Below are 22245 nucleotides of genomic sequence, written 5' to 3'. Positions count from 1 at the left end.
GACGAACATGAGCAAACTTCTCCCCACTTCCTCTGCGGGCAGCCTGCCCAAACCCACCTGGCTCGCCGAGCCGGAAACCCTCTGGTCGCCCTGGAAGCTCGAAGGCGAGGCGCTCGTCGAGGGCAAGCAGGATGCGCTTCGCGTGGCGCTGCAGGAGCAAGCGGGTATCGATATCGTCAGTGACGGCGAGCAGACCCGCCAGCACTTCGTCACTACCTTCATCGAGCACCTGAGCGGGGTGGATTTCGAGAAGCGCCAGACCGTGCGCATCCGTAATCGTTATGATGCCAGCGTGCCGACGGTGGTCGGGGCGGTCGAGCGCCACCAGCCGGTGTTCGTCGAGGACGCCAAGTTCTTGCGCAGCCAGACCGACAAGCCGATCAAGTGGGCGCTGCCGGGGCCGATGACCATGATCGATACCCTGTATGACGATCACTACAAGAGCCGCGAGAAGCTCGCCTGGGAATTCGCCAAGGCGCTGAATCAGGAGGCGCGGGAGCTCGAGGCCGCCGGCGTCGATATCATCCAGTTCGACGAGCCCGCCTTCAACGTCTTCTTCGATGAGGTCAACGACTGGGGCATTGCGGCGCTGGAGCGCGCCATCGAGGGCCTCAAGTGCGAGACGGCGGTGCATATCTGCTACGGCTACGGCATCAAGGCCAACACCGACTGGAAGAAGACCTTGGGCTCCGAGTGGCGCCAGTACGAAGAGGTCTTCCCGAAGCTCCAGCAGTCCAACATCGATATCGTCTCGCTGGAGTGCCAGAACTCCCACGTGCCGATGGAGCTGATCGAGCTGATTCGCGGCAAGAAGGTGATGGTGGGCGCGATCGACGTCGCCAACCACGCCATCGAGACGCCGGAACAGGTCGCCGCCACGCTCAAAAAGGCGCTGCAGTTCGTCGATGCCGACAAGCTCTACCCCTGCACCAACTGCGGCATGGCGCCGCTGCCGCGCTCGGTAGCGCGCGGCAAGCTTCAGGCGCTCCGCGCCGGGGCCGAGCTTCTGCGCCGCGAGCTTTGATGCGCTAGCCTTCGCTCACGCCACCCGAGCGCGTCCGTCCGGGCTATGCTTTACTGATCGGGTTTGATTGATCGCATAGCGCAGGTTCACGGAGGACGCCGCATGGGTGGCTTGTTGGGATTGCTTGATGATATCGCCGCACTGGCGAAGCTTTCCGCCGCGTCGCTGGACGACGTCAGCGCCGCCGCCGGGCGGGCCACGGCGAAGGCCGCGGGGGTCGTGGTCGATGACACGGCGGTGACCCCCCAATACCTGCAAGGGGTGAGCCCCGATCGCGAGCTTCCGATCGTCAAGAAGATCGCGCTGGGCTCGATTCGCAACAAGCTGCTCATCATCTTGCCGGTGGCGCTGCTGCTCAATCACTTCTTGCCCTCCCTGCTGCCGATCATTCTGATGATCGGGGGCACCTACCTTGCCTTCGAAGGCGCGGAAAAGGTCTGGCACAAGCTCTCGGGTCACCGCGACGACACCCCGGCGGTCGTCAAGGGGCCGGAGGCGGAAAAGCGCATTGTCAGCGGCGCCATCCGCACCGACTTGATCCTTTCCGCCGAGATCATGGTCATTGCGCTTTCCTCCGTGTCTCACCAGGGATTCTGGTCTCAGTTGATCAGCCTGGTGGTGGTCGCCTTCGTGATCACGATTCTGGTCTATGGGGTGGTGGCGCTACTGGTGCGCATGGACGACATCGGCCTGCGACTGGCCAAGCGCGACGGCGCCGGCATGAAGGCCCTGGGCCGGGGCATGGTATCAGCCATGCCCAAGGTGTTGGCGTTCATTGCCTTCGTGGGCACCATCGCCATGCTGTGGGTGGGCGGGCATATCCTGCTGGTCAACCTCGGCGCCGAAGGCGTGGGATGGCTCGATGTCCCCTATGCCTGGGTGCATCACCTGGAGCTCAGGATTGGCGAAGCCACCGGGGCCCTGGGGGGCATTCTAGGCTGGAGCTTCAACACCCTGTGCTCCGCGATAGTCGGCCTGGTGGTGGGCTCGGCGGTGGTAGGGGCCGTCAACGCCGTCTCCTCTCGATCCTCCAAGGCCCAGGTGTAAACTCACCAATTCGACCCACGCGGGGTCTGAACGGCACCGCGATGGTGCGCGGGCGTTGCCTGCGCTGACAAGACCCCGCCTGCTACGGCGCCCGCTGAGTTGGCACGTTCCTTGCTTTATCCTGATCGTTAAGTAAACGGTTACTTAATACGCTCGCCCGGGCGAGCGCTCGATCACACGGCGTATTGGCAAGGATCACACCATGAAAAAGCAGTTCATCGGCGGCAAGCTGAAGGCATTGGCGGTCAGTATCGCACTGGGCACCCTGGCGCACACGGGTATGGCCAGCGCCGAAACCTTGATCAAGTTTCATCACGACCTGCCGGAAGACAGCGCCCAGCACCTGGCGGCGGAGCGCTTTCGGGATGCCGTGGCCGAGCGCAGCGGCGGCGAACTCAGGGTACAGCTTTTTCCCAACAACACCCTGGGCGATGATGTGGAAGTGACCCAGCAGATGCAGCTGGGCGCGGTGGAGGCGGCCATCATCCCCACCGCCAAGCTCTCCGGGTTCGTACCCGCCATGCAGATCGTCGATCTGCCGTTTCTGTTTCCCTCGCCTGACGTGGCCCACACCGTGCTGGATGGCCAGGCCGGGGACGACCTGCTGGCCACCGTCGAGCAGGTGGGCCTGAAGGGCGTGACGTTCTGGGAGAGCGGCTTCAAGCAGTTCACCTGCGACCAGCCGGTCACCGGCCCGGAAGACTTTGCCGGCCAGAAGGTCCGGGTGATGCAAAGCCCGATCATCATGGAGCAGTTCCGGGCCATGGGGGCGAACCCGGTGCCCATCGCCTTCGGCGAGACCTACAACGCCCTTCAACAGCGCATCGTCGACTGCCAGGAGAACCCGCTGGTCTCCATCGCCCAGATGAAATTCTATGAAGTGCAGTCTGACGTGATCATCAGCAATCACGCCTACCTCGGCTACGCCTTCCTGTTCAGCCAGCGCTGGTTCGATGCCCTGAGCCCGGAGCACCAGGCGCTGTTGACCGAGGTTGCCCGAGAGACCACCACCTTCCAGCGGGAAGAAACCGCGCGCCGGGAAGCGGGTTACATCGCCACCATCGAAGATAGCGGCACGGCGGTAAGCACCCTGGACGACGAACAGCTGGCCGCGTTTCGCGACGCCACCGCCTCGGTGCATGACGAGTTCGCAAGCGTCATCGGGGCCGGGCTCGTCGAGGAGTTCAATGCCGCGATTGCCGATGCCCAGTAGTCAGGCCCGTAGCCTGGCCCTTTTCGATGTCCGTTTCAGGTAACACCCGCCATGCGCAAACTTGACGCTTTGATCTCCCGCAGTGAAGAGGTGGTGATCGGTCTGCTGATCCTTTCCGCCTCGTTGATTCTCTTCGCCAACGTCGTGGCGCGCTACGTGTTCAACGATGGCTTCTCCTGGGCGGAGGAGCTGGTGCGCTACCAGATCGTCTGGATGGTGCTGCTGGGGGCGAGCGTGGCCGCGCGCCAGGGCATTCACATCGGCGTGGATATTCTGCGCCGGTTCAGCCCGGCCCCGGTGGCCAAGGCGCTCACGCTACTGGTCCATGGCCTTTCCATCGTGTTCTGTGCCTTCCTGGTGTTCTACGGCATCGAACTCACCGAGCAGACCCATCGCTTTGGCCAGGTCAGCTCGGCGCTGCAGGCGCCCATGTGGGTGGTGCAGCTGGCCATTCCCGTGGGGGCGCTGCTGATGGGGCTGCGCTTCACGCAGCATTTTCTGCGCACCCTGCGCGATCGCGAGCAGGGCAGTGCCCGGCTCGACCGGATTGGATGACGACCATGGTAATCATGTTTCTCGTGCTGTTGGCGGCGTTGATGCTGGTGGGCGCGCCCATCTTCATCGCCCTGGCCGGCTCCGTCATGGCGGCGATGGGCAGCTTCAGCCACATTCCCCTGGCCATCGTGGTGGAGCGGCTGTTTGCCGGGCTCGACAAGTTCCCGCTGATGGCCATTCCGTTCTTCATTCTCACCGGCAGCCTGATGAGCGCGGGTGGGCTTTCCCGGCGCATCATCGGCTTTGCCAACCTGCTGGTGGGCCGCTTCACCGGCGGCATGGGCATGACCGCCGTGTCGTCGAGCATGTTCTTCGGCGCCATTTCCGGCTCGAGCCCGGCCACGGTGGTGGCGGTCGGCTCGTTGATGTATCCGGCCATGTGCAAGGAAGGTTATTCCCGCCGGTTCTCGATCGGCCTTCTGGTGGCTTCCGGGTCGCTGGGCATCATCATTCCGCCCTCGGTGGTGATGATCGTCTACGCGGCGGTGACCGGGGTGTCCGTGGGGGCGCTGTTCATGGCCGGGGTGGGGGCGGGGCTCTTGTATGCGGCGTGCCTTTTGCCTTACTGCTGGTACCGGGCCAAGAAAGATGGCGTGAAACCCACGACGCCGCCCACCTGGCGGGAAGTATTCACCGGGCTCAAGGAGGCCTCCTGGGGGCTCGGGGTGCCCGTGGTCGTGCTGGGCGGCATTTATCTCGGAATCTTCACCCCGACCGAGGCCGCGGCGGTCTCGGTAATCTATGCGCTGCTCGTATCGGCGCTGATCTATCGCGAGAAAAGCCTCAAGGCGCTGTTCTACAGCATGGTCGAGGCGGCCACCACCACCGCCCAGGTCATGATCATTCTGGCCTCCGCTTCGGTACTGGCCTGGTTTCTGACCAGCAACGGCCTGGCCACGGCCCTGGCCGGCGCCATCCTGTCGCTGTCCGAGAACCCGTACCACATCTTCTTGCTGATCAACGTCACCGTGCTCATCGCCGGCATGTTCCTCGATGCCTCCTCGATCATGGTGATCCTCGCGCCGCTGTTCTACACGGTGGGGCTTCGCATCGGCATCGACCCGGTCCATCTGGGTGCCGTACTTACCGTCAACGGCGCGATCGGCATGTTCACCCCGCCTTTCGGGCTCAACCTGTTCGTGGCGGGCACGCTCAAGGGCGTCGACTACGTCCAGGCGGTGCGCGGCGCGCTGCCTTTCATCGCGATCGCCCTGTTCGCACTGATTCTGCTGACCTACGTTCCGGCAATCAGCATGTGGCTGCCTCAGGCGGTTTACGGCTAGCCCGCCAGCACAAGGAGTTGCAATTTGGTCTTTTCGACGCGAAATGATTCACCGGCGCTGGCCCACTCCTTCGACGGCGTGGTGACCAGCCCGCATACGCTGGCCACCGACGCGGGGCGCGAAGTGTTGCGCCGGGGTGGCAACGCGGTGGAGGCTGCGATCACCATGGGGGCGTGTCTTGGCGTCACCTACCCGCACTTCACCGGGCTCGGTGGCGACGCCTTCATGATCATCGCCGATGCCGATGGCGGCGTGCGAACGCTTTCGGGCATTGGCCAGGCGCCCAAGGCGCGGCTCGATCTTTCCGGCACCTTGCCGGCCCGAGGGGCGGGCTCTCTGCTGACCACCGCTGCCACAGTGGATACCTGGGGACAGGCCCACGCGATTTCGCGCCGCCAGTGCGGCGGCACGATGAGCTGGCAGGCGCTGCTGGAGCCAGCCATCGAGCTTGCTCGCGACGGCTTCGCGGTCAGCCCGTCGCAGCGGTTCTGGCTCGATTTTCGCCGCGACGAGATGGCAGAGCTGCCCGGCGTGCGCGCGCTCTTCATGCCTGGTGGCCGACTGCCGCAAGAGGGCGATACCCTTTGCCAGCCACGGCTTGCCGACTCCCTTGAGGCGATCGCCACGCGCGGCCATCGGGAGTTCTACGAGGGCGAGCTCGCCGCGCGTATCGCCAAAGGGCTTCAGGAGGCCGGCTCGCCGCTCACCGCAGCGGATCTGGCGGCCACCCGGGCGCGCATCGAGGCGCCGCTGTCGGTAGCCTACCGGGGCGGGGAGCTTCTTGCCCATCGCCCACCCACCCAAGGCATGACCACCCTCGAGATCATGGGCATGCTCGAGCGCTTCGACGTAAGCGGCATCGAGGAGGGCAGCGCCGACTACTACCACCTGCTGGCCGAGGCGGTGAAGCGCGCCTTCCTCGATCGCAACGCCCACCTGGCAGACCCGGATTTCGCCTCGGTACCCGTCGAGCGGCTGCTGGACACCGCGCACCTCGACGCCCAGGCCGCAAGCATCGATCCGTCTCGTGCGCTGGCCTGGCCACATCCTTATCAGCACGGCGACACGGTCTACCTCGCGGCGGCGGACCGGTTCGGCAACGCCGTCTCGATGCTGCAGACGATCTACTACGATTGGGGCAGCGGCGTGGCGGCCGGCGATACCGGCATCCTCTGGCACAACCGCGGGGCGGCGTTCAGCCTCGACCCCAGCCACCCTAATGTGCTGGCACCGGGCAAGCGGCCCTTTCACACCTTGAACCCGGGCATGTACCGAGTGAACGGTAAGCCGCGCCTGCTGTATGGCACCCAAGGCGCCGATGGCCAGCCGCAGACCTTGGCGGCAGTGCTCACTCGCTTGATAGACTACGGCCTGGACCCGCTCAGCGCGCTCAAGGCACCGCGCTTTCTATTGGGGCGTACCTTCTCCGATGGCCGCGATACTCTGAAGCTCGAAGAGGATGCCGGGGCCGAGGTGGTCGCCGAGCTGATTCGGCGCGGCCACCAGGTGAGCCTGCTACCCGCGCAAAGCGCGTTGGCGGGCCATCCCGGGGCGGTGCTCCTCCACCCGGAAAAGGGGGCCTTCGCCGCCCACGACCCGCGAAGCGACGGTATCGCGCTGGGTCTCTAAAGCCAGCAAAGATGAGGAATGGATGAGCCAGAACGAGACGACGAGCCCTCGGCGCCGCGACGCCCGGGAAACCCGCGAACGCCTTTTGCAGGCCGCCACGCGGGAGTTCTGTGAGTGCGGCTACGATGGCGCTCGCATGCAGCGCATCGTGGCCGGCGCCGGGTGCAACGTGCGCATGGCCTATCACTACTTCATCGACAAGGAGGGGCTTTACCTCGCCGTGCTCGAGCGGGTCTATGAGGAGCTTCGCACCAAGGAGCAGGCGCTCAACCTGGCGGGGCTCGAACCCGTGGCGGGCATGCGGGCGCTGGTGGAATTCACCTTCGATCACATGGCCGAGCATCCGGAATTCACGAGCCTGGTACGTAACGAGAACCTGCTCGGCGGGCGCATGTTGCGAAAATCCAGCCGCGTGGTGCAACAGACCACCCCGTTGGTAGGGATGATCCGAGAGACCCTGGCGCGCGGGGAGCGCGCGGGGGACTTTCGCTCGGCGGTGGACCCGACCCAGCTCTATATCTCGATTCTTTCGCTGGCAATCATCCACATCAACCAGCGCGACACGCTGTCGATCATCTTCGAGCAGGACCTGGCGGCCCCGGCCTGGCTGGCGCAGCGCCGGGCTCACGCAGTGGAAGTGATTCTTTCCTATCTGTGTATCGTCCCTCGGGCAACGCCCCCCGGCTAGAGCGAGGGCGCCCGCCGTGCCACCATGAGTTTGCTCGCGGTGCGCACCGTGATCACGATGGCGCTTACCGCCACGATGATCAGAAACACGCCGAGCGCCAGCATGGCTTTGAAACCGAACAGATTGAACAGCAAAAGCCCCGCGATACATCCGGTCAGGAACGAGAAGATCGTGGTCAGGTGAGTGTGGAGCTGCTTGCGGAAAAATCGCCGGTCCAGGGCCTTGTGGCGGGAAAAGAACGAAGAGAGAAACGATCCCAGCGCGATGCCTGCGTCGGTCAGAGTCCCGGTCACGTGGGTCGAGCGGACGCGTCCGTTGGAAAGCTGGGTCGAGGTCGAGTTGTGCACCCCCATCAGAAAGCCCAAGGCCAGCAGTACCTCGGAATTGAAGCGCGGGGAGTACATCAAGATCTCGAATAAAGAGATGCCCACCAAGGCCACTCCTTCCGCCAGCAGGATCAGACAGAAGATGGTACGGATCTTCTCCCCCAGTACTACGGTCATTCGGGCCAGCATTCCACCGGTCACGAAGGCCAGCAACAGCAACGCCAGAAACAGAAAGCCGAAGGTATCGGCACTGGCCACCTCGTCAGATATCTGAGAAACGTTGCCGCTCATATGAGAGGGGAGAAAACCGAAAGCCCCCAGGGCCATGGCATTGAGTACCCCGGCGGCGGTGGCCAGCACCAGCGCGAGATAGCGGTCTTCGGTATGGGACCGAGCCTTCTTCCGTTTGATCAGCAAAATACATCTCCAGCGTCCTTGTCGAGTCGATACTTGGGATACCTCCGGGGAAGAATAGTTCTCATCTAATGTAGGGATCAATGAAGGATTGTTCGAGTCGGCTGCCATCGCTAACCCAAAAAAACCTTTCACCAGGAAAGGGCTTTTTCATTCAGAAGCGTCGCTGCTGGTTTACAGCCCGGCGTGGAGCGTCAGCGGCGTTTTGTGAGCTTCCTGGCGAGCGTCGAGGCCAATCATCTCGTCGTAGGGCACTTGTTGAACCAGAAACAGGGGTAATTCCTCCAAGCCCCCGGCATCGATCAGCATCTTTCGTGCATCCCCCAATGACTGGGGCCGAAGGGGCTGGCCGTGGGCGTCCTCGAGAACATCCTCTTCACCGCTTTGAGTCACCGCCCGTAGAACGAACACATCGCCCTCGTGGGACTCGATATGCAGCTCCTTGATGGCAGCATCCGCTGTTAGTTGTTTGAACCGATCAAATTTCATGATGCCCTCTTGGCTAAGCCTTCTTGATCTCGGTATGAAGTTTCAGCACGCGGCTGCCGTCTTCCTGCTTGATCAGGTAGGCCGGGTTCTTCTCGCTTCCCTTGCGGGTCACCTCGCTGCCCTGAAGCTTGCGGGTGACCTCCTCGTGATACTTCTTGGTGACCTGACCCTTGGCCCAGTGGTCTCCCCACTTCCATTTCACCCATTCGCGCTGCCGGTAGTCCGCCATGATCCTGCTCCTGTCGTACAAACTTTATCGTACATATATTTTACAATAGTTGTACAGTTTGCGGATTTTGGCAATGTCGACCCGAGAAACCCGAGAAACCCGAGAAACCCGAGAAACCCGAGATTGGCGCGAAAGGGTGGATGTCAGTCCGCCAGGCGCACGATGACCTTGATCTCGAAATCGAAGCCAGCGAGCCAGTTCACCCCCACTGCCGTCCAGTTGGGGTAGGGCTTTTGGGGAAACGCTCGGGCCTTGGCCGCCAGTACGGTCTCGAATTGAGCGTCCGGGTCGGTATGGAAGGTGGTGACATCGATGATGTCATCGAAACTGGCGCCGGCGGCCTTCAGCACGTTCTCGAGGTTGTCGAAGGCGAGCTGTACCTGGTCGGCGAAGTCTGGCGCTGGCGAGCCGTCCTCACGGCTGCCCACTTGGCCGGGCCGTTGGCCCGCCAGATCCTGATTCCAGCGCTGCCCGCTTTCTACGCCCGCTACCCGGATATCCAGCTCGACCTGGGCGTAAGCGACCGGGTGGTGGACATGATCGGCGAGAGCGTCGACTGCGTGATACGCGGCGGCGAGCCCCGGGATCTTTCCCTGGTGGCTCGTCATCTGGTGGATCTCCCCTTGGGCATCTACGCCGCCCCGGCTTACCTGGAGCGGGTAGGGCGGCCGGACCACCCCCGGGCACTTTCGGTATCGCCGCATCAAGTGGTGGGATTTCGCTGGCGCGACTACGACATGACCTCTGCCTACACCCTGCACCGGGGCTCGGAGACGGTCAGCGTCCGTGGGCGCTACGTGATCTCGGTAGATGATGGCAGCGCCGGGCTCGCGGCAGGGCTCGCCGGGCTCGGCGTGTTGTGGTTGCCGGACTACATGGCCAATGAGCATGTCCAGCGCGGCACGCTCGTCCGGCTGTTCGAGGCCTGACACGTCACGCCCATACCGCTGTATTTGGCCTTTGCGCCCAACCGACACGTCAGCGCCAAGCTTCGTGTCTTCATCGACTGGGTCGTGGCGCTTGTCGGCCATCACGCCCCTTTGGGCGGGTCATCACCCGACATCCAGGACGGTAGATAAAAGGCTCAAAGCGGCGGAATCGGTTGCTTTTGTTAGGTGATTGACCTTTCATAATTGCGAGATAATTCAAACAGCAATGTCGCCTGCCCCCCTGCGCCCAGTCGAGCCTTTGATTCTATGACACGCCAGCCACACACAAGCCCCTTGCCCGGTCAGCCCCTCGAGGCCGCTGCCGGCAATACGATCCACGACGCCCCTGGGGAAAGTCCTCCCCCGGCGGCCCGCCCGGGGGTGGTCGAGAAGTACGCCGAGGACTCGGGCAAGCGGCGCCTGGTGGGCGCCTGGTTCTTCATCCTGCGCGCCGTCGCCATGACCATGGCGATCTTTCATCTGTATACCGCCCTGACCGGGCCCTTGAACACCCAGAACGCGGTGCATCTGCTGTTTGCGCTGCCGCTGATCTTTCTCGCCTACGGCGCCCGGGCGCGCGACGCCCGGCGCGTGCCCTGGTACGACCTGGTGCCCTTGGTGCTGAGTATCTGGGTCAATGCCCATTACATCCTCAATTTTGATCGCATCATCTACGACATGGGCTACCTGATGCCCACCACCACGGACATCGTCTGCGGCGCGCTGGCCATCGTGCTGTTGCTCGAGGCGTGTCGACGTGCCATCGGCCTTGCGTTTCCTGTGCTGGTGCTGATCGCCCTGGCCTATGCGGCATTCGGCCAGCACTTGCCCGGGGTGTGGGGCCACGGCGGCTTTCGCTGGGACGATCTGGTGGCCACGTTCTACATGGGGCCGACGGGCATCTTCGGTAGCCTCATGCGCACCTCCTCCACGGTCATCGTCATCTTCATCATGTTCGGGGCGCTGCTGGTCACCACCGGCGGCGGTGACACCTTCATGCGCCTTTCCAACGCGGTGACCGGGCGCATGGCGGGCGGGCCCGCCAAGGCGGCAACCCTGTGCAGCGCCCTGTTCGGCAGCATCAGCGGCAGCACCGCCGCCAACGTGGCTACCACCGGTATCTTCACCATTCCCATGATGAAGCGAAACGGCTACAGCCCTCGGTTCGCGGCGGCCACGGAGGCCTCCGCCTCAACCGGCGGTCAGATCCTGCCCCCGATCATGGGGGCCGCGGCCTTCGTCATGGCGGACGTGATCTCGACCAGCTACCTGGAGATCATCGGCGCGGCGCTGATTCCGGCGCTGCTGTTCTATCTCGCCATCTGGATGAGCGTGCACTTCGAGGCCAAGCGCCTGGGGCTTGCGCCGATTCCCAAGGCCGAGCGACCCACCCTGCGCCAGGGGCTTTTCAACATCGAGACCCTGGTATTGCCCCTGATCGTGCTGATCGGTCTTCTGGTGATGCGCTACACCCCGACCACTGCAGCGGTGGCGGCCTACTTCACGGCGCTTTTGCTGTATCTCGTCTCGCCGCGCAGCCCCGGCTCGTTCGTGAATCGGCTGAAATCGCTGCCGGCGGCTCTCGAGGCCGGGGCCATGACCGCCGCCATGATCGCGGTCATCGTCGGTAGCGTCGCGATCATCGCCTCGGTGATCAGCTTGACCGGGCTTGGCCTCAAGGTGTCGTCGGTGATTTTGCTGGTGGGCGGCGGTGATGTGCTCATCACGCTGCTGCTGGCCATGGTGGTGGCGATCATCCTCGGCATGGGGCTACCCACCGTGGCCGCCTACATGCTGGCGGCCTCCGTGGTGGCGGCGGCCTTTGTCGAGGCGGGGCTTCCGAGCCTTGCCTCGCATCTGTTCATCCTGTACTTCGCCATCTTGTCCGGGGTGACCCCGCCGGTGGCCCTGGCGGCCTACATCGGCAGCGCCATTGCCGGTGCCCACTGGTTCCGCACGGCGCTGACCGCCACCAAGATTTCCCTGGGCGGCTTTCTGATCCCGTTCATGTTCATCTACCATCCGCCGCTGCTGGGCCAGGGGAGTGCGCTGGAGGTGGCTCTGGCAATCGGCTCCGGGGTGCTCGGCATCGTCGCTCTGGCGGCCTCGACCATCGGCTATTTTCTGAGACCCTGCCGCCTGCTTGAGCGCGGCCTGCTGCTGGGCGCTGCGCTGATGCTGATCAACGGCCAGGCGCTGACCGATGCCTTCGGGATCGTGCTGATCCTGGGGGTGCTTGGCTGGCAATACCATCGAAATAAAACAAGGAGTGACTCATGACCCGCAACTCACTGACCCGCGCCGCCACCTGGCTCTCGTCGAGCGTGCTGGCGGCCGCCCTGGCCACCCCCGCCCTGGCGGACGAGGCGATCAGCATCGGTGTCGCCCCGGCGGCCTCGGGCTGGTACTTCGGCTATTCGGAGCTTTCGCGCATCATCAGCGCCGATGCGCCGGTGGAAATCTCGGTGCGCGAAACCGGCGGCTCCCGGGAAAACACCATTCGCCTCAACCGTGGCGAGATCGACCTGGCGCTGGTGGATGCTCCCGGCGCCTACGAGGCCTATAACGGCGAAGGCCGCTACGCCAACGGCGCCATCGACCAGATGCGCATGCTGCTGTGGGTAGCCCCCTCCACCATGCATTGGGCCGTGCGTCAGGACAGCGGCATCGAGACTTTCGAGGCGCTCGACGGCGAGCGCTTCAACCCCAGCAGCATCGGTGGCGGCGGCGAGTACATCACCGAGCTCGTGTTCGACGCCCTCGACATCACCCCGGATTACCAGCGCATGAGCATGGGCGACGCCGCCGATGCGGTGGTCGACGGGCGTATCGTGGGCTTCAGCTACAACGGCATCGCCCCCATTCCCGCCTTCACCGAGGTTCACTCCGCCCGGCCGCTGCGCATTCTGTCCTTGAGCGACGCCCAGGTCGAAACGGCCACCGAAGCGCTGCCGTTTCTCTCCCGCGCGGTGATTCCGGCGGGCACTTACCGTGACATGGAAGAGGCGACCACCCTGGGCTCCTACATCGGTATCGCCGCCACCGAGGCGCTCTCCGAGGAAACCGGTTACGAGATCACCCGGGCCTACTGGGAAAACATCGAGCGCCTGGGCCAGACCTTCGGTCCCGCCGAGGGCATGACCCCGGAGATCGCCGTGGAGAACACCACCACCCCGCTGCACGCGGGTGCCCTGCGCTATTACCGCGAAGTCGGCGTTGACGTGCCGGATGCCCTGGTGCCGCCCGAAGCCGAGTGATGCCTTGACACCGTTCGCCCAACGAAAAAGCCCCCGCTTGAACGCGGGGGCTTTTTTTCGAAGGCGCTTCGACGGTTCACTGGCTAGTCGAACGACGCCGGGCGCGTAGCGCCGACAGCGTACTCCAGAGTACCAGCGCTGCCGTGATCGCCAAGAGCGTCGCGCTGATGGGGCGCTGGACGAACGTGGCGAACTCACCGGACGACAGCAGCATGGCGCGGCGAAAGTGGTCCTCCATCATCGGCCCCAGCACGAAGCCCAGTATCAAGGGGGCAGCGGGGAACGCGAGCTTGCGCATTCCCACTCCCAAGGCGCCGAACACCATCACCAGCAGGACATCGAAGGTGCTGTTGTTGACGCTGTAGGTGCCCAGGCAGATGAACATCAACACCGCCGGGAAGAGCAGATGGTAGGGCACGGCCAACAAGCGTACCCAGATACCGATCAAGGGCACGTTGAGAATCACGAGCAGGACGTTGCCGATCCAGAAGCTCATCACCAGCCCCCAGAACAGGCTCGGCTGTTCCGTCATCAGACCCGGGCCTGGCGTGATGCCGTGAATGATCAGCGCCCCCAGCATCAGCGCCATGGTGGGGCTGCCGGGAATGCCAAGTGCCAGGGTAGGAATGAAGGAGGTCTGGTCTGCGGCATTATTGGCAGATTCCGGTGCGGTGATGCCTTCGATGGCCCCCTTGCCGAAACGGGACGGATCCCGGGCGGTGCGCTTTTCGATGGCGTAAGCGATAAACGCTGCCAGTGAGGGGCCGGTACCCGGCAGCGCGCCGAAGAAGGAGCCGATGCCGGAGCCTCGCAGCATCGGCCGCCAGGAACGTTTCATGTCGTCCCGGGTGGGCTTCATCGCCCGCAGGGTCAAATCGGAGGATTCGAAGCGCTTGCCCTTGACGCTGCCGACGCTGATGATCAGCTCGGCCACACCGAACACCCCCATGGCGAGGGCCACCAGGCTGATGCCATCGCCCAGTTCGGGAATGCCGAAGGCGAAACGCTGGGTGCCGGTATACACGTCGGTGCCGATACCGCCGAGAAAGATCCCCAGCATCACCATGACGAACCCTTTCACCGCAGAGCCATCGGCGATACCGGTGGCGGCGACCAGTCCCAGGAGCATCAGCGAGAAGTACTCGGCGGAGCCCATGCTCAGGGCGTACTGGGCGATCACCGGCGCGAACAGGGTCAGGATCACGATGCCGATGGAGCCGCCGACGAAGGAGGCCACGGTGGTCATGAACAGCGCCACCGCCCCCCGGCCCTGCTGGGCCATGGGGTAGCCGTCCAGGCAGACCACCGCATTGGCCGGCGTGCCGGGAACGTTGAGCAGAATCGAGGCCGTGCTGCCGCCATAACTGGTGCCGTACCAGATGCCGGCGAGCATGATCAGCGCCGAGGTCGGCTCCATGTGAAAGGTGATGGGGAACAGCATGGAGATGGCGGCCAGCACGCCGATGCCGGGAATGACCCCGAGCAGGGTGCCGAGAAACACCCCCACGAAGCAGTAGAAGACGTTGGTGAGGGACAGGGCGGTTTGCAGGCCAAGTCCGAGGTTGCCGAAGAAATCCATTAAAAGGCCCACCTGACAATCGGGATGTTCATGCCCAGCGCCAGGCGAAAGATCACGATGGCGGCGAGGACCAGAAAGACGATGAGAAGTGCCACCGTTTTCAGGCGCAGTTGGCGGTCGGCCAGGCTAGTCACCAGCGTCATGGTGGCAATGGCCGGGGCGAGCCCCACCCGAGGAACGGCGATGGCGAAGGTCAAGATGCCGCCGAGAATAGCCAGAAGCGGCCGCCACTCGATGCCGGATAGCGCAACCCGGGGTCGCAGCGCTCCCCCGCCGGCAAGCAACGCCCCCAGCAAGGCGGTGATCGCGCCGATGCCCATGGGCACCATGCCCGGGCCCATGCGCTGAAGCGTGCCCAACTGATAATGGCTCGACGCGTAAAGGGCGATGACGAGACCGAACACGGCCAGCGCCAGGCCTGTGAAGATATCGACGATATCGCGGTTCAGCATGACAAGGTCTCCCGTCGGGTCGGGTGGCGCACCACCCGACCCGGAATGATCACTGAACGGTGGCACCCGAGGCCGTGACGGCGTCGGCCCAGCGTGCATGTTCGGCCTGCAGGAAGTCAGCGAACTCCTCAGCGGTGCCGCCTTCCACGGTGCTGCCTTCGTTCTCGATCGTGGTACGCAGACGCTCGTCCTGGAGCGCTTCGTTGACCGCCGCGTTGAGGGTGGCAACGATGTCCTCCGGCAGCTCTGCCGGGCCGACCACCGCCTTCCAGTCCGAGGCCTCGAAGCCTTCGTAGCCAAGCTCGGCCACCGACGGCGTTTCCGGCAGGGCGTCGTTACGTTCGCGGGAGGTGACCGCCAGCGCCTTGAGCGATCCCGAGCGAAGGTGGGAAAGCACGCTTGGCAAGCTCGCCGCCACGAAATCCACGTGGCCGCCGATGGCGTCCGTCACCGCCTGGGCGGCGCCAGGGTAGGGGATATGCATGAACTCGATATCCGCCTGGTTGCTGAAGACTTCCATCGCCAGGTGGCTCACCGTGCCGGCCCCGGGGGTGCTCATGGAGACCTTGCCCGGATTCTCCCGGGCGGCCTCGACCAGCGCGGCGAAGTCGTCGTAGGCGGACTGCTTGGACACCGCCACCACCATGGGCTGGGAGCTGACCAGAGCGATGGGGGTGAAATCGGTCAACGCGTCGTAGGGAATGTTGGCGTAAAGGGTCGGGTTGATGGCCATGTTGGAGGTCTGGCCCATGGCCAGCACCTGGCCATCCTTCGCCGCCCGGGTCAGCTGGGCAAGCCCGATGTTGCCCCCGGCACCGCCGCGGTTCTCGATGACGAAGTTCCAGCCCTGCTGCTCGGCCATCTTTTCCGTCAATACCCGAGAGGCAAAGTCCGTACCGCCCCCGGCGGAGAAAGGAACGATGAACTCGATCGATCCTTGCGGGTAGTTCTGGGCCGAGGCCACCGCGGGAAGGGTGACAAGCAGAGCGCAGGCGAGTTTTTTCAGCGTATTGTTTTTCATGGCGTGTTCCTCGAAAAGCGTTAAGGGTCTTTGTTGTTCTAAAACGTGGTCGTGAGTGAGCGTCGTTCAGGGCCAGGATCCAATCGGAGCCGTGTCACACGGGACAGCCCTTCTGGCGCAGGATCAGATCGAAGCGTTCGCGGTCCACCGCGCCGGTTTCGTTCTGGGCACGGATGCGATCCTCCTTTTGGGCATGGGCCTGGCACAGAGCCAGTACCGCCTCGGCCTCGTGAGCAGGAATGGCGATGACCCCATCCGCGTCGCCGAGGATCAGATCCCCCGGCATCACCGTCATGCCCGCGCAGGCGATGGGCACGTTGATCTGGCCTGGGCCATCCTTGCTCGGCCCACGGTGGACATGCCCCCGGGCATAGACGGGCAGTCCACCTTCGGCCCACTCCGCGACATCGCGAAGCGCGCCGTCGATCACGAACCCACCCAGCTTGCGTGCCACGGCGGTGGTGCGCATCAGCCCGCCGATCACGGCGGTGGAAAGATCGCCACCACCGTCGATGACGATGACATCACCGGGCTGGGCGCGCTGCATGGCGACATGAACCATCAGGTTGTCTCCTGGCCGCGTGCGCACGGTGATCGCGCTACCGCACAGGGTCAGGCCCAGGTCGTTGTGATAGGCCTTGAGCCCCACTGCACCGGTGTGACGCCCCAGGACGTCCCCGGCGTGGGCCACGGGTATCGATGCAAAGGCCTCGAGCAAACGCGAGGACAGCGTGGCTTGACGCGGTTGAACGTCAAAGCCGCTGGGCCAGGCGGTCGGTGTGGAAGAAGCGGTCATGAGGTGCTCTCCAGTAAATGGGCGTTGACGATTCGGCCATGGGTCGGGGGCTTGCCCGCCAGCATGGCCAGAGCGTTTTCCGCGGCGGCGCGCGCGGTGGCGGCGAGGGCCGCGTCGCTATTCCCCCCTACATGCGGGGTAAGCACAACGCCGGCCATGTTCAAAAGCGGATGATCAAACCGGGGGGGCTCCATCTCGAGGGTGTCGAGCCCGGCACCGGCGATATGGCCTGAGGTGATGGCCTGGGCCAGCGCCTGTTCGTCGATCAACCCGCCCCGCGCCGTATTGATCACGAACGCCCCGGCGGGCAGCGTGGCCAACGCCGTGGCGTCGATCACGTGGCGGGTGGCAGGCAGTAGCGGACAGTGCAGGGAGAGCACATCGCTCATGCCCAGCAGTGTTTCCAGACTCGCGATTTTCTCGATGGGGGCGGGCAGCGCCGAGCGCCCTGGGTCATAGCCCACCACACGCATGCCCAGGGCCGTAGCGATGCGCGCCACGTGGGTGGCGATCGTGCCGCAGCCCACCAGCCCTAACGTCCGCCCGGCGAGCTGAACCCCCGGGGTCTGACGCGGCCACTCGCCCAGGCGAATGCGTTCGTGGGCGTCCGGAAGGCGGCGAGCGCAGGCGATCATCAGGCCGATGGCAAGCTCCGCCACCGACTGGGCGTTGGTCTCCCCCACGACCGAGACGGGGATGCCCCGCTCGGCGGCGGCGTCGAGATCCACGGCGTCGTGGCCGACCCCATGGCGAGAGATCGCACGAAGCCCCGGGCAGGCAGCGATGGCGTCCCGGTCGAGCGTCAGAGTACGCGCGATGATCGCATCGATGGGCCGGCTCGCCAGCACCTGCTGGAGCCGATCCTCCTCGCCCTTGGGAACGAACAGCACCTGGCACCCGGCATCTTCGAGCACCCGGCGGCCCTCGTTCGCCAGCCGAGGCGCCGTCACCAGAATCGTCGGACTCATGGACGCTTACCTTCGGGCTCGACGGAGCGAGGCGGGTGGCCGGTGTAGGTCCAGGTCTCGCTTCTGGGAAGCGGCCCCTTGTTGCGCTCTGGACGCTGCATCTGCTCCCAGGCATGGCTCATGACCCCGACCGACCGGGAGAGCACGAAGAGCCCGCGGCACAGGGCCGGGGCAAACCCGAGAGCGGCGTAGATCGCGCCGGTAGCACCATCCACGTTCATGGGGATGGGTCGGCTGCGTCCTTTAGAGATCTGGCGTTCCACCTCTTCGGCGATGTCGGCGAAACCCTTGTCGATACTTGCATCCGTGGTGGCTCTCAGTACCTCCATGAGCCGGGGGGCACGCGGGTCCCGGGGGTGAAAGCGGTGGCCGAAGCCGGGCACGTAGCGCACCCCGGAAGCTCGCAGCGCGTCGAGCTCCGCTCGGGTAGCGTCGGACAAGCTCTCGCCGGCTTTATGACGTGCAGCGATGGCGAGATAGAGCGTGACGCACTGCTCTCCCGCGCCGCCGTGCACGTCTCCCAGCGCATTCGTGGCCGAGGCCATGGCACTGTTGATGCCGACGCCGCAGGTGGAGGCGATACGGGCGATGGCGATGGAGGGCGCCTGGGGGCCATGGTCCACGGCGCTCATCAATACGGTGCTCAACAGCGTTGCCTGGGCCGCGCTCGGCAAATCGCCGCGCAGCATCAGCCAGATCATGTCGGGGAAGCCGATCCTGCCGATCAGCTCTTCGATGGCGTAGCCGCGGTAGCGGATCATGCCGGGGCGCATCTCGATGATCTCGGTGGACCACCAGTCTTCACCGGCGGTACGCGGGGTCTCTTCGGTCATTGTTCGGGCTCGTTGTTGTCGTGAGAAGAGGCGGCGGGGGAGGTCCCCGTCGGGCGAAGTGTCGGGCACGGCGCGCCAAAGGCGGCTCGGGCATCGGCGTCGTAGCCAAGCTCCTCGAGAATCGCGTCGGTATCCTGGCCAAGCGTGGGCGGCGGCGTGCGGGGGGCGGGGTCGCCGCTGGCCAGGCGAAAGCCCGAGCGCACCACGCTCAGCGGCGCACGGCCAGGGGTGGCCGCAAACGTGCGGGTCAGCTCCCGGGCCTGGATTTGCGGGTGACGCAGCGCCTGGGGAACGGTCAGGACCTCACCCGCGGGCACGCCCTTGGCGTTGAGTTTCAAGGCCCACTGCTCGGCGGTGGCGGCCTGTAGGGCGGCCTCGAGCTCTTCGGTGAGGGCCTGTCGATGTTGCTTTCGCGCCTCGCGCTTTTGAAAGCGCGGGTCCTCGAGCAGGTCCGGACGCTCGATGAGCGCGCACAGGATCTCGAACTGCTCTTGCTTGTTCGCCGCGATGTTCAAAAGCCCCTCTTGAGTGCGAAAGGTGCCTGACGGTGCCGCGGTGGTGTTCTGGTTGCCCATGGGGGAGGGCTCGATGCCGGCGGTCAGCCAGTTCGAGACCACCCAGCCCATGGTGCCCATCATGGATTCGAGCATGGAAACATCGATGACCTCCCCCTGGCCGGTGCGCTGGCGTCCGACCAGCGCACTCGAGATGGCAAAGGCCGCGGTCATGCCGCCAATGGTGTCGCAGACCGGGTAGCCCACGCGCAGCGGAGCGGAGTCGGCATCCCCGGTCACGCTCATCACCCCGGACAAGCCTTGGATGATCTGATCGTAAGCCGGGTTTTTCGCCAGCGGTCCGGTCTGGCCGAAACCCGAAATGGCGCAGTAGATCAGGCCTGGGTTCAGGGTGTGCAGGTAATCGTGACCGAGCCCCAGGCGCTCCATGACGCCGGGGCGAAAGTTTTCCACCAGTACGTCTGCCGTCTCCACCAGCTTGAGAAAGGCTCGTTTGCCCTCGCTGGATTTAAGATCAAGCGCGATGGAGCGTTTGCCCGCATTCTGGGCCAGAAACGAGACGCCCATCAGTTGTGCGTTCAAGGCCGGATCGGCGCCGAGCTGACGAGCCAGGTCGCCGGAACCGGGCTGTTCCACCTTGATGACATCCGCACCTTGCTGTGCCAGCTGATAGCAGCAGTAGGGGCCGGCCAGCACATTGGTCAGATCCAGTACGCGAATACCTGCAAGCAGCTCAGACATGGGCGGCGACCAGCGTTGAAAGTGGGGGGATGAGCATCGTGACTCCCTGTTGTTCTATGAAACGTTGTTCTATGAAGCATAGGTCTGTGAAACATGGTTCTATGAAACGTAATGTTCTGTCAGGCATAATAGTGTTCTGTATGACAGAACGTTTTTGCGCTGTCAAATTCGTTCTATTTTATTTTCATTGCGTTCTATCAGGCAGAACGGTAGCGACGCAGGGAGGTGAGGATTGACCCAGAAACAACAGCGGGTAGAGGCAGTGGAGCGAGCGCTATCGATCCTGGAGGCGTTCAACGAGCAGGAGCGGTCGCTGTCGCTGGGCGCCTTGGCAGAGCGAACGGGGCTCTACAAGAGCACCATTCTTCGCTTGATCGGCTCACTCGAGCGGTTTGGCTATATCGTGAAGGAGGAGGGGGGCGCCTATGCGTTGGGGCCGAGTCTCTGGCGGCTGGGGAACCTTTTCCGGCCTGCGGGGGACTTGGGGGATCTCGTGCGCCCGCAACTGGCCTACCTGGTGGAGCAGACCCAGGAAACCGCTTCGTTCTTCATTCGCCTGGGTAACCAGCGGATGTGCCTTTACCGGATGAACTCACCAAAACCCGCCCGGCATCATCTGGACGAAGGCGCCGTCCTGCCTATCGAACGAGGGGCGACCGGGCGCGTGCTGCTGGCGTTCACGGGCGAGGAGGGGGCGTTCTACGACGACATCCGGGCCAAGGGGTACGCCTTCTCCCAAGGAGAGCGGGACCCGGACGTGGCGGCCATCGCCCTGCCGGTACTCGACCGTCACAACGTGTTGCGCGGCGCGATCTCCGTTTCGGCATTGATCACCCGGCTGACCGAAGACAAGCTCGCACCGACCGTGGCCCTGCTCGAGAGAAGCCGTGACGCTTTGCGCGAGGCCTTGCCCTAGTCAGATTCGGCGGTCGTAAGCACCGCTGCCCGGCGCGAGGGGGCAAGGCTCAGGCGTTGTCCACGCCGTCCACCAGGAACACCCGGTAGTCGGCGCCCTGGAAGCGGTGGCGGCGCGCATCCTGGTAGGCATCGCTCTGGTACCAGGCGCGGGCGGCGGCCATGTCGGGAAAGCGCAGGATCACCGCGCCTTCCATGTCACTTCCCTCAAGTACCTCGAAGTCGCCGTAGAAGGCGAGGGGCTCTGGGGCGTGGCCTTCGCGGGCGGCCTTTGCCTTGGCACCATACTGCGCCAGTTCGTCGGCGTCGTGGGTGCGTTCGCGGGTCAGTACGACATAAGCGGGCATGAAATTCTCCTGGCAGGTTTGTCGGGTTGCGTTTACCGCGTAGGCGGATTGTCCTGTATGTCTGATTGCATCGAATTGATCAACACTTTCCACAGATGTTCCGCCGCCGGGGTGAATCGTCGGCCCTGGCCTCGCACCAGGTGAAAGGTCGCGGTGTGGGCCAGGGGGTGGTCGATCGGGACGGCGGCGATGTCGCCGCGGTCGACCAGGTATTGAGATGAGGTCTGGGTCATGAACGCCACTCCCATCCCCTCCATGGCCAGCGCCACCGCCGTGGAAAAATGGTTGCACTGAAAGGCGGGGAGCGGGGCCAGGCGGCGCTCGCGGAACATCTCGTTGATATAGAGCTGAATGCCGAACTGCTCTGCCATGAAGATCAACCGCTGGCGGGCCAGGCTTTCCAGAGAGATGCTGGGTTGCCGGGCCAGCGGGTGGGCCGGGGGAAAGAGCGCGCAGATAGGCCCGCGCTGAAAGCTTCTCACCGTGACCGGCGGGTCGCCCAACGGGCCGAAGCTGACCGCCATGTCCACCTTGCCCCGCAGGATCAGGCTGATGGTTTCACTCATGTTGCCCGAGTGAATGTCGACGAAGACATCCGGGTACTCGGCGCTGAACCGGCGAAGCGGCCCTGTGACGAACTCGTTGATGATGCCCTGGCCAACCCGCACGCTGACACTACCCCGGCGCAGGTGGCGCATGTCCTGCAGGGTTTCCGCCAGCCGCCGGCGCCGGTAGAGCATCTCCCGGTGATGGTCGATCAAGAGCTTGCCCGCCTGGGTGACGATGACGTTTCGCCCTTGCTTTTCGAGCAGCGGAATCTGCAGGTGGCGCTCCAGCAGCGCGATCTGGCGGCTCACGGCGGACGGGTTGACGTTCAAGGTGTCCGCCGCCGCCCGAATGCCTCCTTGCTCCGCCACCTCGTACAGGTAGGCGAGCCGGTACTCGGTGATCTCCTTGTCAATGCCCTGTTGCACCATGATCGGTGTCCTCCTGGT

The 22245-nt window shown here is 64.3% G+C and carries 24 protein-coding genes; 11 read left to right on the top strand and 13 right to left on the bottom strand.

The genetic code is table 11. The features are described 5' to 3' along the window. The first annotated feature begins 7 nt into the window (after window positions 1-7). The 7 genes from GEV37_RS02235 (at window position 8) to GEV37_RS02205 (ending at window position 7439) form a co-directional block, all read left to right on the top strand. A complete protein-coding gene (locus tag GEV37_RS02235) occupies window positions 8-1024 on the top strand; it encodes a methionine synthase (RefSeq protein WP_227388542.1) in 1017 nt (338 codons plus the stop codon). Between the two features lie 102 nt (window positions 1025-1126). Beyond that, a complete protein-coding gene (locus GEV37_RS02230) occupies window positions 1127-2071 on the top strand; it encodes a DUF808 domain-containing protein (protein WP_227388541.1) in 945 nt (314 codons plus the stop codon). Window positions 2072-2273: 202 nt separating this feature from the next. Further along, window positions 2274-3284, top strand: coding sequence for a TRAP transporter substrate-binding protein (locus GEV37_RS02225; RefSeq protein WP_227388540.1), 1011 nt, complete (start codon window positions 2274-2276; stop codon window positions 3282-3284). A gap of 51 nt (window positions 3285-3335) precedes the next feature. Next, entirely contained in the window at window positions 3336-3839 is a 504-nt protein-coding gene (locus tag GEV37_RS02220; protein ID WP_227388539.1) for a TRAP transporter small permease, read from the top strand. Further along, a complete protein-coding gene (locus GEV37_RS02215; protein ID WP_227388538.1) occupies window positions 3836-5122 on the top strand; it encodes a TRAP transporter large permease in 1287 nt (428 codons plus the stop codon). Before GEV37_RS02220 ends, GEV37_RS02215 begins: the two co-directional genes overlap by 4 nt. 24 nt (window positions 5123-5146) lie before the next feature. Beyond that, on the top strand, window positions 5147-6751 hold the full coding sequence (gene ggt, locus GEV37_RS02210) for a gamma-glutamyltransferase (RefSeq protein WP_227388537.1): 1605 nt from the start codon (window positions 5147-5149) through the stop codon (window positions 6749-6751). 22 nt (window positions 6752-6773) lie between these two features. Next, window positions 6774-7439: a TetR/AcrR family transcriptional regulator gene (locus GEV37_RS02205; RefSeq protein ID WP_227388536.1), complete on the top strand. Its 666-nt coding sequence runs from the start codon at window positions 6774-6776 to the stop codon at window positions 7437-7439. Here GEV37_RS02205 and GEV37_RS02200 read toward each other — a convergent pair. The 4 genes from GEV37_RS02200 to GEV37_RS02185 all read right to left on the bottom strand — a co-directional run bounded on the left by GEV37_RS02200 (window position 7436) and on the right by GEV37_RS02185 (window position 9325). Further along, window positions 7436-8182 carry a YoaK family protein gene (locus GEV37_RS02200; protein ID WP_227388535.1) on the bottom strand — a complete coding sequence of 249 codons (747 nt, stop codon included), beginning with the start codon at window positions 8180-8182 and terminating at the stop codon, window positions 7436-7438. The genes GEV37_RS02205 and GEV37_RS02200 overlap by 4 nt on opposite strands. Window positions 8183-8353: 171 nt before the next feature. Beyond that, a complete protein-coding gene (locus tag GEV37_RS02195; RefSeq protein WP_227388534.1) occupies window positions 8354-8668 on the bottom strand; it encodes a DUF6482 family protein in 315 nt (104 codons plus the stop codon). Between the two features lie 13 nt (window positions 8669-8681). After that, window positions 8682-8897 carry a hypervirulence associated TUDOR domain-containing protein gene (locus GEV37_RS02190; RefSeq protein WP_227388533.1) on the bottom strand — a complete coding sequence of 72 codons (216 nt, stop codon included), beginning with the start codon at window positions 8895-8897 and terminating at the stop codon, window positions 8682-8684. A gap of 143 nt (window positions 8898-9040) precedes the next feature. Further along, a complete protein-coding gene (locus GEV37_RS02185; RefSeq protein ID WP_338035097.1) occupies window positions 9041-9325 on the bottom strand; it encodes a Rid family hydrolase in 285 nt (94 codons plus the stop codon). Between GEV37_RS02185 and GEV37_RS02180 the strand changes: the two genes are divergently transcribed. The 3 genes from GEV37_RS02180 to GEV37_RS02170 all read left to right on the top strand — a co-directional run bounded on the left by GEV37_RS02180 (window position 9326) and on the right by GEV37_RS02170 (window position 13083). Further along, window positions 9326-9826: a LysR substrate-binding domain-containing protein gene (locus GEV37_RS02180; protein ID WP_227388532.1), complete on the top strand. Its 501-nt coding sequence runs from the start codon at window positions 9326-9328 to the stop codon at window positions 9824-9826. It abuts the gene before it with no gap. Window positions 9827-10093: 267 nt separating this feature from the next. Then, a complete protein-coding gene (locus GEV37_RS02175; RefSeq protein WP_227388531.1) occupies window positions 10094-12106 on the top strand; it encodes a TRAP transporter permease in 2013 nt (670 codons plus the stop codon). After that, window positions 12103-13083 (top strand): TAXI family TRAP transporter solute-binding subunit, encoded by a 981-nt coding sequence (locus GEV37_RS02170; RefSeq protein WP_227388530.1) that lies wholly within the window; start codon window positions 12103-12105, stop codon window positions 13081-13083. The genes GEV37_RS02175 and GEV37_RS02170 overlap by 4 nt, the downstream gene beginning before the upstream one ends. A 76-nt stretch (window positions 13084-13159) precedes the next feature. On the opposite strand, the gene GEV37_RS02165 is transcribed toward GEV37_RS02170, so the two are convergent. The 7 genes from GEV37_RS02165 to GEV37_RS02135 form a co-directional block, all read right to left on the bottom strand. Beyond that, the gene (locus tag GEV37_RS02165) at window positions 13160-14662 is read right to left on the bottom strand and encodes a tripartite tricarboxylate transporter permease (RefSeq protein WP_227388529.1); all 1503 of its coding nucleotides are present in this window, start codon (window positions 14660-14662) and stop codon (window positions 13160-13162) included. Continuing rightward, on the bottom strand, window positions 14662-15114 hold the full coding sequence (locus GEV37_RS02160; protein WP_227388528.1) for a tripartite tricarboxylate transporter TctB family protein: 453 nt from the start codon (window positions 15112-15114) through the stop codon (window positions 14662-14664). Before GEV37_RS02160 ends, GEV37_RS02165 begins: the two co-directional genes overlap by 1 nt. Window positions 15115-15163: 49 nt before the next feature. Next, window positions 15164-16135, bottom strand: a complete 972-nt coding sequence (locus GEV37_RS02155) for a Bug family tripartite tricarboxylate transporter substrate binding protein (RefSeq protein WP_227388527.1) — start codon at window positions 16133-16135, stop codon at window positions 15164-15166. A 94-nt stretch (window positions 16136-16229) separates the two neighbouring features. Continuing rightward, window positions 16230-16931 (bottom strand): RraA family protein, encoded by a 702-nt coding sequence (locus GEV37_RS02150; protein WP_227388526.1) that lies wholly within the window; start codon window positions 16929-16931, stop codon window positions 16230-16232. Beyond that, window positions 16928-17899, bottom strand: a complete 972-nt coding sequence (locus GEV37_RS02145) for a hydroxyacid dehydrogenase (RefSeq protein ID WP_227388525.1) — start codon at window positions 17897-17899, stop codon at window positions 16928-16930. The genes GEV37_RS02150 and GEV37_RS02145 overlap by 4 nt, the downstream gene beginning before the upstream one ends. After that, window positions 17896-18732 (bottom strand): citryl-CoA lyase, encoded by an 837-nt coding sequence (locus tag GEV37_RS02140; RefSeq protein ID WP_227388524.1) that lies wholly within the window; start codon window positions 18730-18732, stop codon window positions 17896-17898. The genes GEV37_RS02145 and GEV37_RS02140 overlap by 4 nt, the downstream gene beginning before the upstream one ends. Next, window positions 18729-19988 carry a CaiB/BaiF CoA transferase family protein gene (locus GEV37_RS02135; RefSeq protein WP_227388523.1) on the bottom strand — a complete coding sequence of 420 codons (1260 nt, stop codon included), beginning with the start codon at window positions 19986-19988 and terminating at the stop codon, window positions 18729-18731. The genes GEV37_RS02140 and GEV37_RS02135 overlap by 4 nt, the downstream gene beginning before the upstream one ends. A gap of 232 nt (window positions 19989-20220) precedes the next feature. On the opposite strand from GEV37_RS02135, the gene GEV37_RS02130 reads away from it, so the two are divergent. Next, window positions 20221-20904, top strand: a complete 684-nt coding sequence (locus GEV37_RS02130) for an IclR family transcriptional regulator (RefSeq protein ID WP_227388522.1) — start codon at window positions 20221-20223, stop codon at window positions 20902-20904. Window positions 20905-20953: 49 nt separating this feature from the next. Here GEV37_RS02130 and GEV37_RS02125 read toward each other — a convergent pair whose 3' ends face one another. Together GEV37_RS02125 and GEV37_RS02120 are read right to left on the bottom strand one after the other, a co-directional pair. Then, window positions 20954-21250: a DUF1330 domain-containing protein gene (locus GEV37_RS02125; RefSeq protein ID WP_227388521.1), complete on the bottom strand. Its 297-nt coding sequence runs from the start codon at window positions 21248-21250 to the stop codon at window positions 20954-20956. A gap of 32 nt (window positions 21251-21282) precedes the next feature. Then, window positions 21283-22227 (bottom strand): LysR family transcriptional regulator, encoded by a 945-nt coding sequence (locus GEV37_RS02120; RefSeq protein ID WP_227388520.1) that lies wholly within the window; start codon window positions 22225-22227, stop codon window positions 21283-21285. Window positions 22228-22245: the final 18 nt, after the last annotated feature.

It is taken from the genome of Vreelandella malpeensis, assembly GCF_020622355.1.
GTDB classification, from domain to species: Bacteria; Pseudomonadota; Gammaproteobacteria; order Pseudomonadales; family Halomonadaceae; genus Vreelandella; species Vreelandella malpeensis.
This window is presented reverse-complemented; position numbering and strand designations above follow the sequence as displayed.

Coding starts and splice junctions, on each gene's coding strand:
- GEV37_RS02235 (WP_227388542.1), top strand. CDS start 8: ATGAGCAAACTTCTCCCCACTTCCTCTGCGGGCAGCCTGCCCAAACCC.
- GEV37_RS02230 (WP_227388541.1), top strand. CDS start 1,127: ATGGGTGGCTTGTTGGGATTGCTTGATGATATCGCCGCACTGGCGAAG.
- GEV37_RS02225 (WP_227388540.1), top strand. CDS start 2,274: ATGAAAAAGCAGTTCATCGGCGGCAAGCTGAAGGCATTGGCGGTCAGT.
- GEV37_RS02220 (WP_227388539.1), top strand. CDS start 3,336: ATGCGCAAACTTGACGCTTTGATCTCCCGCAGTGAAGAGGTGGTGATC.
- GEV37_RS02215 (WP_227388538.1), top strand. CDS start 3,836: ATGACGACCATGGTAATCATGTTTCTCGTGCTGTTGGCGGCGTTGATG.
- GEV37_RS02205 (WP_227388536.1), top strand. CDS start 6,774: ATGAGCCAGAACGAGACGACGAGCCCTCGGCGCCGCGACGCCCGGGAA.
- GEV37_RS02195 (WP_227388534.1), bottom strand. CDS start 8,668: ATGAAATTTGATCGGTTCAAACAACTAACAGCGGATGCTGCCATCAAG.
- GEV37_RS02190 (WP_227388533.1), bottom strand. CDS start 8,897: ATGGCGGACTACCGGCAGCGCGAATGGGTGAAATGGAAGTGGGGAGAC.
- GEV37_RS02175 (WP_227388531.1), top strand. CDS start 10,094: ATGACACGCCAGCCACACACAAGCCCCTTGCCCGGTCAGCCCCTCGAG.
- GEV37_RS02170 (WP_227388530.1), top strand. CDS start 12,103: ATGACCCGCAACTCACTGACCCGCGCCGCCACCTGGCTCTCGTCGAGC.
- GEV37_RS02165 (WP_227388529.1), bottom strand. CDS start 14,662: ATGGATTTCTTCGGCAACCTCGGACTTGGCCTGCAAACCGCCCTGTCC.
- GEV37_RS02160 (WP_227388528.1), bottom strand. CDS start 15,114: ATGCTGAACCGCGATATCGTCGATATCTTCACAGGCCTGGCGCTGGCC.
- GEV37_RS02155 (WP_227388527.1), bottom strand. CDS start 16,135: ATGAAAAACAATACGCTGAAAAAACTCGCCTGCGCTCTGCTTGTCACC.
- GEV37_RS02150 (WP_227388526.1), bottom strand. CDS start 16,931: ATGACCGCTTCTTCCACACCGACCGCCTGGCCCAGCGGCTTTGACGTT.
- GEV37_RS02145 (WP_227388525.1), bottom strand. CDS start 17,899: ATGAGTCCGACGATTCTGGTGACGGCGCCTCGGCTGGCGAACGAGGGC.
- GEV37_RS02140 (WP_227388524.1), bottom strand. CDS start 18,732: ATGACCGAAGAGACCCCGCGTACCGCCGGTGAAGACTGGTGGTCCACC.
- GEV37_RS02135 (WP_227388523.1), bottom strand. CDS start 19,988: ATGTCTGAGCTGCTTGCAGGTATTCGCGTACTGGATCTGACCAATGTG.
- GEV37_RS02125 (WP_227388521.1), bottom strand. CDS start 21,250: ATGCCCGCTTATGTCGTACTGACCCGCGAACGCACCCACGACGCCGAC.
- GEV37_RS02120 (WP_227388520.1), bottom strand. CDS start 22,227: ATGGTGCAACAGGGCATTGACAAGGAGATCACCGAGTACCGGCTCGCC.